The following is a 13,873-nucleotide window of genomic DNA, read 5'->3' as shown; positions in this document are numbered from 1 at the left end:
GGAGCCAGATTTGGCAATTCCCCCCGAGATATTCCTGCTGCCGCCAAAAAGTGAAGCAACGCTTCAGCAACAAATTCAACAGATTGTTGCTGAAACTATCGTGTCAGGCCGCTGTGCCGCCGGCGAACGGATGCCATCGTCGCGCAAGTTGGCCGATCATCTTGGTGTGTCGCGCATAACCGTCACGCTCGCTTATACTGAATTGGTAGCGAACGAGTATCTGATCTCGCGGGACCGGTCCGGGTATTTCGTTGCGGATTCAGCACCGAAACGGCCCATTTTTGTGGGCCAGACGGCGGAAGAAAAAGGCGGCGTTGATTGGGAGAGTCGCTTGGCGCATCGGCCCAGATCCCGAGAGGATATTCTGCGCCCCCCGAACTGGACCGACTACAAATATCCCTTCATCTACGGCCAGTCAGATCCTGATCTGTTCGACCATCGCAACTGGCGCAATTGCTCCCTGCGGGCTGTTGGGCGTAAAGATTTCAACACACTAACGCACGATCACTACCAAAACGACGATCCGATGTTGGTGGAGTTCATTCTGCGATACATCCTGCCAAGGCGCGGGATACGTGCCCATCCTGACGAGATTCTCATTACCTTGGGTGGGCAAAACGCTCTTTGGATGATCGCGCAGCTTTTGCTGTCGGAAGGCCAGAAGGCGATTGTCGAGAACCCTTGTTTTCCGGGGCTGCGCAAGATCTTTGATCAGATGCGCTATGTAGCGTCGTCTATCGACGTAGACAACGAAGGGTTGCCCCCGGACCTGATCCCACCCGACGCGGATGTTGTCTTCACCACGCCAAGTCATCACGCGCCGACAAACGTCACCATGCCATTGGATCGGCGTCTGGCAATGCTGGAAAAAGCGTTGCGAGAGGATTTCATCATCGTCGAAGACGATTATGAGTTCGAAATGTCGTTCCTTAGTCCCCCTGCGCCCGCGCTCAAATCAATGGATCAAGCCGGGTCGGTCATCTATCTTGGGTCCTTTTCGAAATCGATCTTTCCGGGACTGCGGCTTGGATATGTTGTGGCGGCCAAACCGCTGATCCAGGAAATGCGTAAACTGCGCACCGTGGTCCTGCGCCACCCACCAAGCCACATCCAAAGAACCACAGCCTATTTCCTGTCGCTTGGCCACTATGACAGCCAAATCAATCGAATGGCACGGGCATTCAGCAAACGCCGCGCGATCATGGAAGCCTGTATCCGGGAGTTCAAGCTGAAGCTTGATGTCCACGAAATGCACGGTGGGTCGTCATTTTGGATGAAAGCGCCGCCCGGCGTCGACACGACAAAACTGGCTTTGGAGCTTCGAAAGCACAGTGTTCTGATTGAGCCGGGTAGCGCGTTTTATGCGTATCGGTCGCCCGACACATCACACTATCGGCTGGCCTATTCATCCATCAATGCCAACTTGATCCATGATGGGATGGAGTTGGTGGCAGCCGCAATGGAGGCTGCCGAAAAGGCCCAATGACGTGCCGGGCACACGTTCGCTCACCGCAATTGGGCAAGGTCCGGGATCGTTTCACCAACTGAAAGACGTGGCCCCATGCCCGCCGACATCTCACTACATTCAAAGTTCTGATCACGCTTGATTGGGTCAAAAAGGCAGGCCGGCTGCGGCGGCCCGATCCCTGAAGCGCGCGTGCGTTTACCTAGAATACAACGATCTAACCCTCATTAAGAACGCTGAAATGCCGTCAAACGCATGGTTCGGATAGGGCGCCTATACTTCCTAGAGTTGGTCTATCCCGATGTGGGGACTGCACAAATTAACGAACTATGGGATTTCTAGGTCAACGCAAAAATCCGAACGAGGGACGTACCATGAAGATCCTGAACACTCTGCTGGCTGCCTTGGTCATTGCAACACCGGTCGTAACTCATGCCGCATCAGTTACCGTAACAATCGAAGACGCAGGCGTGTTGAACGCAGACCTTGCAGGCATTGGTGCAACCGGATCTGCGGTTGAAACCTTTGACAGCGTCGCGCTTGGCAAGCTGTCCGGTTACACCTCAGTGCTTGGGACTTATAGCGCTGGCCAGGTTAATAAGGCTAACGTATATGGCGGCGCAGAAGAAACGCCGTATTTTTACGTACAAAACACCCCTGGATCGACACTGACCCTGAACACCCCGGCCACCTACCTTGGCTTCTGGTGGTCCGCCGGAAGCGGTGGCAATCAAGTTGAGCTGCTCAGCGGAAGTTCAAGCATTTTCTCTTTCAACACCAATGACGTTGTTTCGTTCATCAAGACCAACGCAGAAGACCCAGAGTCCTATTATGGAAACCCGAACGAAGGGTATCTGGGAAAAGTCAGCCATGAACCGTTTGCGTTCATCAACATCTTCTCAGACATGAGCTTTGATTCCATTGTCTTCTCGGGCGGCAATTTCGAATCCGACAACCACACCATCGCCGAAAGCTACACAGGCTTCAAAGGAACGAACATCAACCCATCGCCTGCTCCGGTTCCACTACCTGCACCGTTTGCTCTGCTGGCCGGCGGCGTCGCTGCCATCGCATTCGTGAAGCGCCGCTCACGCATCAAATGAAATCAATTCGGATTGGGTCGGGCCGTTCAAACGTCCCGGCCCCACGGTCACTTTTCGCGAACGCGTAGATGTATTGGTCAGGTGCCAGTTTGCAAGCTGGCCAAAGCCCGCGATCGGCGCAAAACAGATTTGAGCCTCAAACGCTTTCAGTCTTTTCGAACAGTGCTCTCGCTTTTCAAGTACTCTTTAACCCAACTCGGCACTTTCAACCCTTGAGCGACCTTGGCATCCAAATCCGCCTCAAGCTCAGCAATATGGGCGAGCTTGAGGATGACCTCGTCGATTTTTGCGAAGGGTACCACCACAACGCCATCGCGGTCGGCAACTATCATGTCCCCTGTTTCGATCTGTTGGCCGCCAACTTGCACCGGAAAACCAATCGTACCCGGACCCGACATGTGCGGCGAGGCTGGCGTCAGACCAACACACCAAACAGGCAACCCAACGGGGACGATACCAACGTAGTCTCGGACGGGACCATCCGTGACAAAACCGGCGGCCCCATTGTTTTTCATCATGCCGACCAAGCGATCCCCAGCAGCAGCGCATCCGGTGTGAGCCGCGAAAGATGAAACGACCACATCGCCAAGTGTAATAAATTTCAGCGCCGCGAATAACGCCAAAACATCACCGGCACCGCAGTCCGCTGTTAAAGCGGGTCCAGCCGCAACGCAGTCTATGTCGCGCCCGCCCCCAACCGGCTGTATACTGGATGAAAGAGCGCCGCCGCCCAGAAGGGCATCTACGACAAAACCCGTCGGAACCCCTTGAAACGCAGAAATCTGGGCGTCTGTTGGCCGTCGAAAGGTGGTCTTGATAGTGAGCGGTGGCGGCGCTTCGATCATAGTCGTAATCCATCCCATTTTCGGAAAGGAAATGGTGCACCACTTCTGGGAATGCCGCAATCAATCCCAGTTACCCACCTATGATTAATCTTGATTTGCTGGAGGGTCTGTAAACTTCTTCGTTTTGGCGCAAACTGCGGAATGTGAGTGCGCTTGGTTCGTAAATTGATTGAGGGTTCTTGTTCGCCAGTCACTATCAGGCTGTGTCAGTTTTGCGGGGATTTCATGTCTGAAGCAGCAATGATCGGCGTATTTTTCGTCGTCTTCGGGTTCTTCGAATACGTCCACCCGGCCCAGGCCGGGCAGGGGCTTACCGGGCGTGTGCGCAACATCTGCTACGGGGCTCTTGTTTTGGGAGTCGGAGCAACAATCTCGGCTTGGGTCTTTTACCTGCTGCCGCTCTCGCCGCGCCTGCGCGACGAAACTGGTGTCTTGGCGACATTGGTTTATGCCGTCGCCTATGTGTTGGCGGCTGACCTAATGTTCTATTGGTATCACAGAGCGCAGCACCGATTTCGCAGCATGTGGGCGTTGCACGAGTTGCATCATTCCGACAGCGAACTCAACGTGCTCTCCAGCTATCGTACCTATTGGCTCGACTATCCGATTCAAACGCTGGTGATCCATGCACCTGTGTTGTTCATTCTGGGCTATCACCCCAAGGGGTTGGTCCTGGCCGCCGCTCTTGCGACATTCTTCTTGATGTTCAGCCATGCAAATTGGCATTTGAGCCTTGGTCGCCTGACGACCGTTGTCGTTGGGCCGCAGTTGCACCGTATCCACCATTCGAACCTGCCGAACCATCGTGACAAGAACTTTGCTCAGGTTTTTCCCGTTTTCGATATCTTGTTCGGAACGTACTATGCGCCCCAAACCTCTGAGTTTCCGCCGACGGGAACCCCAACACTGACCAGCGATGCTGCATTTGCAAGAACGCTGCTGCGCCCGTTCAAAATCTGGACCGATATGGTACGGCCCCGGTTCTGAACGAACCCTAGCGTTCTAATAAGCCAGCATGACCTAACAAATCCTTTGATCAAGAGTACTTCTCACAAAACCTGCGCATGAACGTCGCCAGGTGGTGGGTCTGCTCCAAGGTTACCCCATTGTACAAGCTCGCGCGAAGGTGATCCCCGACGCCAAAGGGTGTAAGTGTGCGCAGCCCGATCATACCTTTTTCCCAACTCCTGATCAGAAACTGGTTGGTTAGGTCCTCATCACCACCGCAGATGTTGAACGGAACGTTCATTCGGCTCCGTTGGGACTTGTTTGTGACAGGCGTGCTATAGAACCCGCTGGATCCGTCAATGACATCGTACAGCGCTTTAGCCTTGGCGATACAGCGACACTCGATTTCGTCCACGCCACCCTCGCGCTGAATCCAGTCCATGACGTGACCCACGACTTCAATATTGAACGTTGCCGGAGTGTTCCAAAGATTTTCTGCGTCCCGGTTTGTCGTGTAGTTGAACACACCTGGACACAGCGGCGATGCTTTTCCCGTGCCAATCAGGTCTTTTCTCACAACAACAAGCGTAAGTCCGGGGTGGCCAATGTTCTTGGATGCACACGCAAACAGAACGCCGACGCCGCTGTTCACCCAATCAATAGGCTTGGTTGAAAAATCAGAGCTGGCGTCAATGACCAACGGGATATGCCGACGCGAGTCCGGCAGCTTTGGCAACCTATGAAGCTCGATCCCATTAACCGTCTCATTCGAGCACAAATACACATATTTGCTGTTTGGGTGAATGTCGGCTTCGGTCAGGTCCGGGAAGCTTGTATATGCGCCTGTTTCCGGATCAGACCCGTCAACGACCTGCGCGCGGCAATACTTTTGGGCTTCATCCTTGCCCCTGAGCGACCACGTCCCGTTGATTACATATGTCGCTATGTCAGACGGATCGCGGCATAAGTTCAACGGCACGGCCGCAAACTGGCCATGGCCGCCGCCGTGCATGAACAACACCTCATAGTCGTCCGGGATGCTCATCACCGATCTGACCGATGCCGCCGCATGATTGAGGATCGCCAAGAACTCGGGCGATCTGTGCGACAAGGCAAGCGATGTCAATCCGGGCGTTTGGAAACTATCTGCAATCGTCTTTTCGACGGCCGCAGGCAGTGACGTCGGACCCGGGCTAAAGTTGATAACCTCGTCTACAGTCACATTCGGACTTAGCGAACCCATGAGGGCAGGGTGGATTTTCGCGTCCACGATCGTCATTCGGTCTTCCTTTAAAAACAAGTCCAGTCATCGAACTAAAGCTACCCTCACAGAGTGTCTGCGATCGGGGGATCGTAGCAGCGGTCGTTCAGCGTCTTTGCCTTAACCTTCAGCTTTTGGGCCCCAAACGCCTTGGTGCCGTGCGCTCAGGAAACTAGCCCATCCGCTCCGAGCTATAACTGCCCGGCGACGCCGAAAACACGACGGTCTTATTGCCATTGAGAAAGACCCGATGGTTTGCGTGGGCATGCACGGCTCGGGCAAGCGCCTGGCTTTCGACGTCTCGGCCAAGGTTCACGAAATCCTCGGGGTTCTGCGCGTGAGTGATGCGGACGACGTCCTGTTCAATGATCGGACCTTCATCCAGATCGGCAGTAACATAATGGGACGTGGCCCCGATCAGTTTCACACCTCGCGCATAGGCTTGCTTGTAAGGGTTTGCCCCTTTGAAAGAGGGCAGGAATGAATGATGGATATTAATGATCCGACCCGACATTTTCTGACACATCTCGTCTGACAGGATCTGCATGTACCGAGCGAGAATGATCAACTCGCCCTCTGACTCCTCGACCACTTTCATGATTGCGGCTTCGGCTTCCGGTTTATTCTGCGGCGTCACGCGGATGCAATGAAATGGGATGTCGCTGTTCACGACAACCTTCTGATAATCCATATGGTTCGAGATGACCGCAACGACTTCTACGGGCAACGCACCGATGCGAACCCGATAAAGAAGATCATTCAGGCAATGCCCAAAACGGCTTACCATGATGACAACTTTCATCTTCACGCTTTCATCATGGAACGCAAAGTTCATTGCGAAAGGGTTCGCGATGGTGACGAATTGCGCTTCCAAGTCTTCCTTACGGACTCCGTCGGGCGCGGTGAAGCTGACGCGCATGAAGAATTGGTCAGTGTCCACGTCGTCGTATTGCGAGCTGTCCGTGATGTTGCAATCTTTCCCAGCCAAAAATGTGGCAATTGCAGCGACGATCCCACGGCTGGTGGCGCAGGTGACTGTGAGGCAGAATTTGGTCATCGATCAGGTCCAGTTCAGGCGGCAAGACAAGCCGGTTTGGCGCGTCCGGCTTGGGTGCAGAACGCATCTACGGTATTCAGCAAAAGGCAGGCGATGGTCATTGGGCCGACACCGCCGGGCACAGGCGTAATGGCGTCTGCGACGGCAAGCGCCGCTGCAAAATCAACATCACCAACCAGTTTGGTTTTGGGCGCTCCGTCATCAGCCAGCCCTTTTTCCGGGGCGGCCACGCGGTTGATCCCAACGTCGATAACGCAAGCGCCCGGCTTCAGCCAATCGGCCTTAATCAAGCCCGGCACCCCGGCCGCTGCGACGACGATATCCGCCTGCCGCACCAACGCGCCTGTGTCGCGGGTGTATTCATGCGCAATCAGCACAGTGCATTCGTTCTTCAACAAAAGCTCAGCCATCGGATGCCCGACGATGTTGGAACACCCGACAATGGTGGCGACGCGGCCGCGCAAATCACCCAATTCTTCGCGCAAAAGCATCAGACAACCAAGCGGAGTGCAGGGGATAAAAGACGGTTGGCCCGTTGCCAGACGACCGACGTTTTCAAGGTGAAATCCGTCAACGTCCTTGTCCGGTGCGATAGCGTTGATCACAGCGAGTTTGTCGATATGCGCGGGAAGTGGAAGTTGCACCAAGATCCCGTGCACGGCCGGGTCCGTGTTGAGCCTTTCGACGAAAGCAAGCAAATCGGCTTGTGTAACCGTGTCTTCAAAGTGGTGAGAAAAGCTCTGAATTCCCGCTTCTTCCGTGGCCCGCAATTTGCTGCGAACATACACTTCGCTGGCTGGATCGCTCCCCACCAACACGACCGCCAAACCGGGCGTGCCAAGGCCGTCTTGCTTGAAGCTTGAAACCGTGTCCTTGATCTTTGCGCGTAACCGGTGTGCGCGCTCTCGACCGTCAATGATCCGCGCTGTCATTTGAGTTGCTCGGTCAATGCTGGCACGGCTTCAAACAGATCGGTGACCAATCCGTAATCCGCGACTTGAAAGATCGGGGCCTCTGCATCGCAGTTGATCGCAACGATGACCTTTGAATCCTTCATGCCCGCAAGGTGCTGGATTGCGCCAGAAACCCCGCACGCAATGTACAGATCAGGGGCCACAACCTTGCCGGTCTGACCAACTTGCATATCGTTCGGAGCATAGCCGCTATCAACCGCAGCGCGAGACGCCCCAACAGCTGCGTTCAGTGTGTCTGCCAAGGCCCCAATAATTGCAAAGTTCTCTTCCGAGCCGACACCGCGCCCGCCAGACACCACAACACCGGCCGACGTCAGTTCAGGGCGATCAGTCTTGACGACGCGGTCTTCGACCCAGTTGGACAAATCGGACCCAGTCGTCGGGTCGACGCCTTCGATCGGGGCGGCGGCGGCAGCGGGGGCATCATCAAATCCGGCGGTCCGGATGGTCAGAACTTTGATCGGGTCTGTGGACGTGACAGATTGGGTCGCGTTGCCGGCATAGATCGGGCGTTCAAAGGTGTCCGCGCTTTCAAGCTTTGTCACGTCGGTAATCACCATCACATCAAGCAGGGCCGCAACCCGAGGCAGTATGGCTTTCGCCGCTGCTGTTGCCGGCGCAACGATGTGGGTGAAGTTGGGCGCGATCGACAAGATCAGCTCCGAAAAGGACTCCGGCATCTGGTGGCCGTAATCCGCACCTTCGACGTGCAGCACCTTGGCGACCCCGTCCAGCGCGGCGAGCGGCGCAGGATCGACACCGTCGCCAGCAGCAAGGATTGTCACGGGGCCAAGCGGGGCGACCGCGCTGAGAGCTTTGGCCGTTGCGCTGAGTGCGATGTAAGCGCCAGAAATTTCGGCAATCAGAAGAACAGACATCAAACAACTCCAACTTCTTTGAGTTTGGACACAAGCGCATCAACAGAACCAAGGATCTCGCCGGCTGCACGTGCTGGGGGTTCAACTGTCGTGTTGATCACCAGACGCGGCGCTACATCGACGCCATAGTCGGAAGGGGTCATAGCCTGAAGCGGTTTGCGTTTCGCCTTCATGATGTTTGGCAAGGACGCATAGCGTGGTTCATTGAGCCGCAGATCGCAGGTCACGATGGCGGGCAGTTTCACGTTGACCACTTGAAGCCCGCCATCAACTTCGCGGGTTACTTGCGCGGACCCGTTTGTGATTTCCAACATCGACGCCGACGTTGCCTGGCCCCAACCCAGCAGGGCAGCCAGCATTTGACCCGTAGCATTCATGTCGTTGTCGATGGCTTGTTTGCCCGCCAGGATCAGGCCCGGCTCTTCAGCTTGAACCACTTTGGCAAGAAGCTTGGCAACGGACAAAGGTTCAATGTCCATATGAACATCATTGGCAGCTTCGATCAGAATGGCGCGGTCCGCACCCATGGCCAACGCTTGGCGCAGCACGTCTTCGGATTTCTTCACACCGATGGAAATTGCGATAACTTCTGTCGCAATGCATTTTTCCTTGAGGCGAAGCGCTTCTTCGACGGCAATCTCGTCAAAAGGGTTCATCGACATTTTGACGTTGGCCAGATCAACGCTGCTTTGATCGGCTTTCACTTTGACTTTTACGTTATAGTCGATGACACGTTTAACCGGTACCAGGACCTTCATTTCCACAATTCCTTGAGCGATTTTCTAAAGAGCCATGTCGCAACGCACGGTCCAAAGACCGCGAGAGTGACATCAGTGCAAAGGCGGGGCGGCGATGCACAGGCGCCCTTTGTTTGGGTTAGGCCAGATTGAGCTTAGGCGCGCATGCGGGCGTAGGAGGGATCATAGGGCGACGCGTCGATCACTTCTGCGCCGACCAAATCCCCCAACAAATCCAACTGCATGATGCTGCCGGTCGCGGCCAAGTGCGGGTCCACAAAGGCATAGGCCAAATTCAGGCCGGTGCGGTGACCCCAATCCCCGGACGTGATGGTGCCGACAACTTTGCCGTCCATCATCAAGGAATCGCCGGACTGTGCCGGTGCATGGGTTGCATCGATTTTAAGGCTCACCAGTTTCTTGCGCAGCCCGTCAGCCTGCCGTTTCACCAAAGCGTCCTTGCCAATGAAATCGTCTTTTTCGACTTTGATGAAGCGATCCAGGGATGTCTCGAACGGGTCGAATTCAGTGATCAGATCGGCTTTCCAGTGCATGAAGCCCTTTTCCATCCGCATCGACTCAACAGCGCGGGCACCAAACAGTTTCAGACCATGGGCTTTGCCCGCTTCGCGCAGCGCCAGATACGCGGCGTAAAGTGATGCGTTTGGTACGTGAATTTCATAGGCCAGTTCACCCGAGAAACTGACGCCCAAGACGGTCGCAGGTGAAAAGCCGATGAAGCATTCGCGCACAGACAGCCATGGGAAGGCTTCCTTGGACCAATCGGCACGACTGGTGGCTTGAAGAACATCGCGCGCCTTTGGCCCTGCCAACACAAGGATCGTTTGGTCGTTGGTCAAGCTCTTGATCTGGACGTCTTCATCGTCGCGCAGGTGCTGGGTCAACCAGTCCATATCGTGATACTCGGCCGCTGCGGCAGACCCGAACCAAACCCGCTGAGGCCCCCGGTCAGATGCGGGAATGTTTGCAACCGTTGCTTCGCCCTTCACCATGCCGTGGTGGTTCAGCATATATCCAAGCCCAACGCGGCCATCGCGTTTCGTGACGTTCCCACAAAACATCCGGTCGAGAAATGCGTGGCGATCCGCGCCGGTGATTTCAAACCGGTTGAAGCCGTTCACTTCGCACAGACCCACGTTGTCCTGCACGTTCTTCACTTCCGCGCCGACCACGTCAAACGCTTCATCGAAGTGAAAACTCAGCGAAGGATGAAAATCTGGGGAAGGCTTGATGTAGTCCACCCGTTCCCAGCCGTTGACGACGGTGAACTCAGCCCCTTCAGCCGCAAGGATCGGCGTGATGGGCGTGGTTTTTGCCGGCCGACCCGCAGGGCGGTGTTCGTGGGGGAAGTGAAACCGAAATTCGTTCTGATAGTCCTCAATGGATTTCAGAGCGGTCAGCTCAACGTTGGTGTGGCCCGTAAAACGACGGGGGTCGATGCACCATGTGTCATAGCAGGCTTCACCATGAACGATCTGCTGTGCCAACAACCAACCGTGGCCGCCACCTTCGCCCAAACCCGCGCGCAGGCCGATAATGCAAAATGCATTGCGTTTGCCGGGGATCGGGCCAACCAGCGGTGCGCCGTCAATTGTGTAGGTGATCGGGCCGTTAACGATGGATCGGATGCCGGTTTCTTGCAGGGCAGGCATCCGTTCAAATGCCCCTTCGAGAACATCCATGACCCGGTCCAGATCATCTGGGCACAGAGCGTTGACAAAGTTCGGGTCGATCCCGTCCATTCCCCAAGTTTTGCAATCCTGCTCATAAAAGCCAACCAACAAGCCGTTGCGCTCCTGACGGCAATAATAGTCGCTGATCGGGCAACGCAAAAGCGGCATTCGACGGGCGGAGTCGACGATGGCGGGGATGTCTTCGGTCAGGAAATACTGGTGTTCCATAGAGGCCACTGGATGATGCACACCCATCATGGCCCCGACTTCGTTCACGCGATAACCGCACGCATTGACGACGATGTCGCAATCGATATCGCCGTGTTCGGTGTGTACAGTCCACGTGTCATCTTTGTGCTGGGTCAGCGCGGTTACCGGAGTGTTCCGGTACACTTCGGCGCCGGCTTTACGGGCACGGCGCGCCAACGCCTGGCACAGCTGCGCCGGGTCGATGTCGCCGTCGAGCGGATCCCAAAGACCGCCCAGAAGATTGTCAGTAGAGATCAACGGGTGACGCCGCGCGCATTCTTCCGCATCAATCACTTCAAAGTCGACGTCCATGCCACGTGCCATAGAGGCAAAATGGCGATACCCTTGCATTTGCTCTTCGGTATTGGCCAAACGGATCCCACCATCTGCGTGGTGATAGTTGATCGGGTAATCAGGGTCATTCGCCAATTCTTGGTACAGATTGATGGAATGGGTTTTCAAACCGACCATCGTCTGGTTCCCGCCAAAGTTGGTCACCTGAGCGGCAGAGTGCCAAGTTGTACCCGATGTCAGCTCATTTCGCTCTACCAGAACAACGTCTGTCCAGCCTTCTTGCGTCAGATGGTACAAAGCCGAGCAGCCCGCGATACCACCACCTATAACGACTACTTTCGTCCGCGATTTCATAGGGAGCACCTCTTCAATTTCCACGAACGATTTTGCCCTTTTCAGACCGAACGCAACGCGGGCCAGCGTGTTTGCGAAAAAGTAGAATTCGCAATTCTAAACCTTGATAACGAGGTTTCAAAACCGTGAAAATCGCCTATCAAAGCGGCGGTATGTGATAAGCGGCCCGACCCACAGCCCCACAGTCGTCGCGGCCTCTGGCGCGCTTTCAGGGGGGCAGGGGCTATCTATCGATCAAGTTCACATGGTTCCGAAGCCACGGTGTAGTGACATGAAAAGGCGAGATCACGTGATCTTGGATCAATGTGCGCATTTGAACTTCGACCAGATCGACAATGGTTTGCGAACAATCTGGTGTCGTCATCAGCGCCAATGTGCGTGAAAAACTCTTACCGGGAAATTTGTGCATTCGAAGTCGCGGATGAAAGCGCTGCGCGCGCGAAAAAAGCAAAGGTGTTGTGATGGTCCAACCTTCGCCTGCGGCGACCATTGCCATCAAAATCTGATTATTCCCGCATTCAAATCGGTTAGGAAGCGTGACGCCAAGACGGCGCAATTGGGCTTCAATCTGTTGCGCGATAATCAGATCGCTTGAAAACTGCAGAAATGGCAGTTTGCTCTTGTTCGCGACCACATCCACAAGCGAGGACTCCGTCTTGGCGGGTAGGACAACAACGAAAGGATCGCGGAACAGTGGCCGGTCGTGCAAGTCTGGCAGGCGCTCGGGCGGACGGATCGACACGCCAATGTCCAGTTGCCGATCACGCAACATTCCAATGATGCTGTTGCTCGAACCAGTGTAGTAGAGAAAATCGCATTCAGGCATTTTTTTAGACAAGTAAACCGCCAATTCTGGCGTGATATCACTGTCCAAGTCCTCGATGCTTCCGATCCGCATGTAGCTGGCTTCAGCAACGCTCCCCGCGGAGGCCTCTGCCTTCGCTTTGCGAATGGACAGCAGAGCGTCGTCAATATTTCGCAAAAATATCTGACCTTTAGGGGTCAACATCATGGGGCGGCGGGTATGATTAAACAGGTCGACACCCAAATGGTCTTCGAGATTGCGCAGGTGGTGAGAGACGGTACTGATTGACAGGCCCGCTTCGCTGGCGGTTGCTTGCAAAGAGCCTTTCCGCGCACAGATCTGAAAAAGCTCAAGGGCTTTAAGACTTACGTCTTTGGAAGGTGATGTTCTTGGCATCTTGCGGACCTTGCAGATAGGCGTGCAGCGCCACCATAAATCCTATCTGATCGCAATAATACTTCGAATTAATTCGGCCTTCACAATGCCGCGCGGTTTCACTTGGGATTCCAGTTTACAGCACTTGATAAAGCGACGCTCAGCAAGCATCCTCGCTAGAATACGTTCATTCAGGTTCTACTCGGGGCATACTCTTCGCATCCCATACCTTTGATGTACATCAGAAAGAAATCCACTGACGCAATTCAAGAAAGAACGTGCCTAGGGATACAAGCTTTGCTCAGGAATCGCTCTTATGTAAAATTTAACCTTGGAAATCCTTTCAGCCGGGATACCTGGATTATCCGCGCAACTGCAAAATGAAGCTGTGAACGAGCAGAAGAGAAGTTTTCCACGCCCGAACCAAAGGATGGTCTGTGTTGATTGGCCACTGTCTATCGCACCAAGGTCGCTCACCTGACAGAAGCGCTAAACGCGCCTGATACGTAACCGCCTCATTGACACTGCAGCCTACGCGGCTTGATTGCTTATTGCGGCTGCCACCGGCGACCAGTTCCACGGCAGCAACTCATCCAGCCTATTGATCTTGTGATCGTGGATGCGGTCGAGAATGTCAGCCAGAAAGGCCAGCGGGTCGAGACCGTTCAGCTTAGCGTTTTCAATCACAGTCATCGCGCGTGCGAGGGTTCACGATCTCGTCTTGGGAGGGCTGCGCGATGAGCCACCAGGCCACCAACTGGGCGATCCTGCAGTGGACCTGTCACGTATTTGTGCTGCTCCAGGTGCTCGTTTAAGCCACTTTCCGTTCGAAGG

At 54.9% G+C, this 13,873-nt stretch carries 11 protein-coding genes and 1 pseudogene; 3 read left to right on the top strand and 9 right to left on the bottom strand.

Annotation, left to right across the window (positions count from 1 at the left end; translation table 11 throughout):
- Nucleotides 1-10 precede the first annotated feature (10 nt).
- A complete protein-coding gene (pdxR, locus tag E2L05_RS12645; protein ID WP_133343270.1) occupies nucleotides 11-1,486 on the top strand; it encodes a MocR-like pyridoxine biosynthesis transcription factor PdxR in 1,476 nt (491 codons plus the stop codon).
- A gap of 353 nt (nucleotides 1,487-1,839) precedes the next feature.
- Nucleotides 1,840-2,568: an Npun_F0296 family exosortase-dependent surface protein gene (locus tag E2L05_RS12640; RefSeq protein WP_133343269.1), complete on the top strand. Its 729-nt coding sequence runs from the start codon at nucleotides 1,840-1,842 to the stop codon at nucleotides 2,566-2,568.
- A gap of 146 nt (nucleotides 2,569-2,714) precedes the next feature.
- Here the strand turns inward: E2L05_RS12640 and E2L05_RS12635 are convergent, their stop codons facing one another.
- On the bottom strand, nucleotides 2,715-3,413 hold the full coding sequence (locus E2L05_RS12635) for an RraA family protein (protein WP_133343268.1): 699 nt from the start codon (nucleotides 3,411-3,413) through the stop codon (nucleotides 2,715-2,717).
- A gap of 225 nt (nucleotides 3,414-3,638) precedes the next feature.
- Between E2L05_RS12635 and E2L05_RS12630 the strand changes: the two genes are divergently transcribed.
- Nucleotides 3,639-4,400, top strand: a complete 762-nt coding sequence (locus E2L05_RS12630) for a sterol desaturase family protein (RefSeq protein ID WP_133343267.1) — start codon at nucleotides 3,639-3,641, stop codon at nucleotides 4,398-4,400.
- 49 nt (nucleotides 4,401-4,449) lie between these two features.
- Here the strand turns inward: E2L05_RS12630 and serC are convergent, their stop codons facing one another.
- From serC to E2L05_RS12590, 8 genes and pseudogenes are all read right to left on the bottom strand, one after another.
- Entirely contained in the window at nucleotides 4,450-5,640 is a 1,191-nt protein-coding gene (serC, locus tag E2L05_RS12625) for a 3-phosphoserine/phosphohydroxythreonine transaminase (RefSeq protein ID WP_133343266.1), read from the bottom strand.
- A gap of 154 nt (nucleotides 5,641-5,794) precedes the next feature.
- Nucleotides 5,795-6,679, bottom strand: a complete 885-nt coding sequence (gene purU, locus E2L05_RS12620) for a formyltetrahydrofolate deformylase (protein WP_133343265.1) — start codon at nucleotides 6,677-6,679, stop codon at nucleotides 5,795-5,797.
- A 14-nt stretch (nucleotides 6,680-6,693) separates the two neighbouring features.
- The gene (locus tag E2L05_RS12615; RefSeq protein WP_133343264.1) at nucleotides 6,694-7,611 is read right to left on the bottom strand and encodes a bifunctional 5,10-methylenetetrahydrofolate dehydrogenase/5,10-methenyltetrahydrofolate cyclohydrolase; all 918 of its coding nucleotides are present in this window, start codon (nucleotides 7,609-7,611) and stop codon (nucleotides 6,694-6,696) included.
- Nucleotides 7,608-8,531 (bottom strand): electron transfer flavoprotein subunit alpha/FixB family protein, encoded by a 924-nt coding sequence (locus E2L05_RS12610; RefSeq protein WP_133343263.1) that lies wholly within the window; start codon nucleotides 8,529-8,531, stop codon nucleotides 7,608-7,610. Before E2L05_RS12610 ends, E2L05_RS12615 begins: the two co-directional genes overlap by 4 nt.
- The gene (locus E2L05_RS12605) at nucleotides 8,531-9,289 is read right to left on the bottom strand and encodes an electron transfer flavoprotein subunit beta/FixA family protein (RefSeq protein ID WP_133343262.1); all 759 of its coding nucleotides are present in this window, start codon (nucleotides 9,287-9,289) and stop codon (nucleotides 8,531-8,533) included. The genes E2L05_RS12610 and E2L05_RS12605 overlap by 1 nt, the downstream gene beginning before the upstream one ends.
- Before the next feature lie 134 nt (nucleotides 9,290-9,423).
- Nucleotides 9,424-11,859, bottom strand: coding sequence for a GcvT family protein (locus E2L05_RS12600; RefSeq protein WP_133343261.1), 2,436 nt, complete (start codon nucleotides 11,857-11,859; stop codon nucleotides 9,424-9,426).
- A 223-nt stretch (nucleotides 11,860-12,082) separates the two neighbouring features.
- Complete coding sequence (locus E2L05_RS12595; RefSeq protein ID WP_133343260.1) at nucleotides 12,083-13,060, bottom strand: LysR family transcriptional regulator; 978 nt, start codon at nucleotides 13,058-13,060, stop codon at nucleotides 12,083-12,085.
- 510 nt (nucleotides 13,061-13,570) lie between these two features.
- Nucleotides 13,571-13,723: pseudogene (locus E2L05_RS12590) on the bottom strand (transposase domain-containing protein); the annotation flags it as partial.
- Nucleotides 13,724-13,873: the final 150 nt, after the last annotated feature.

Origin of the sequence: Meridianimarinicoccus aquatilis (assembly GCF_004358675.1) — a bacterium.
Classification (GTDB): Bacteria; Pseudomonadota; Alphaproteobacteria; order Rhodobacterales; family Rhodobacteraceae; genus Meridianimarinicoccus; species Meridianimarinicoccus aquatilis.
The sequence above is the reverse complement of the archived record's forward strand: the minus strand, read 5'-3'. Positions and strand labels throughout refer to the sequence as shown.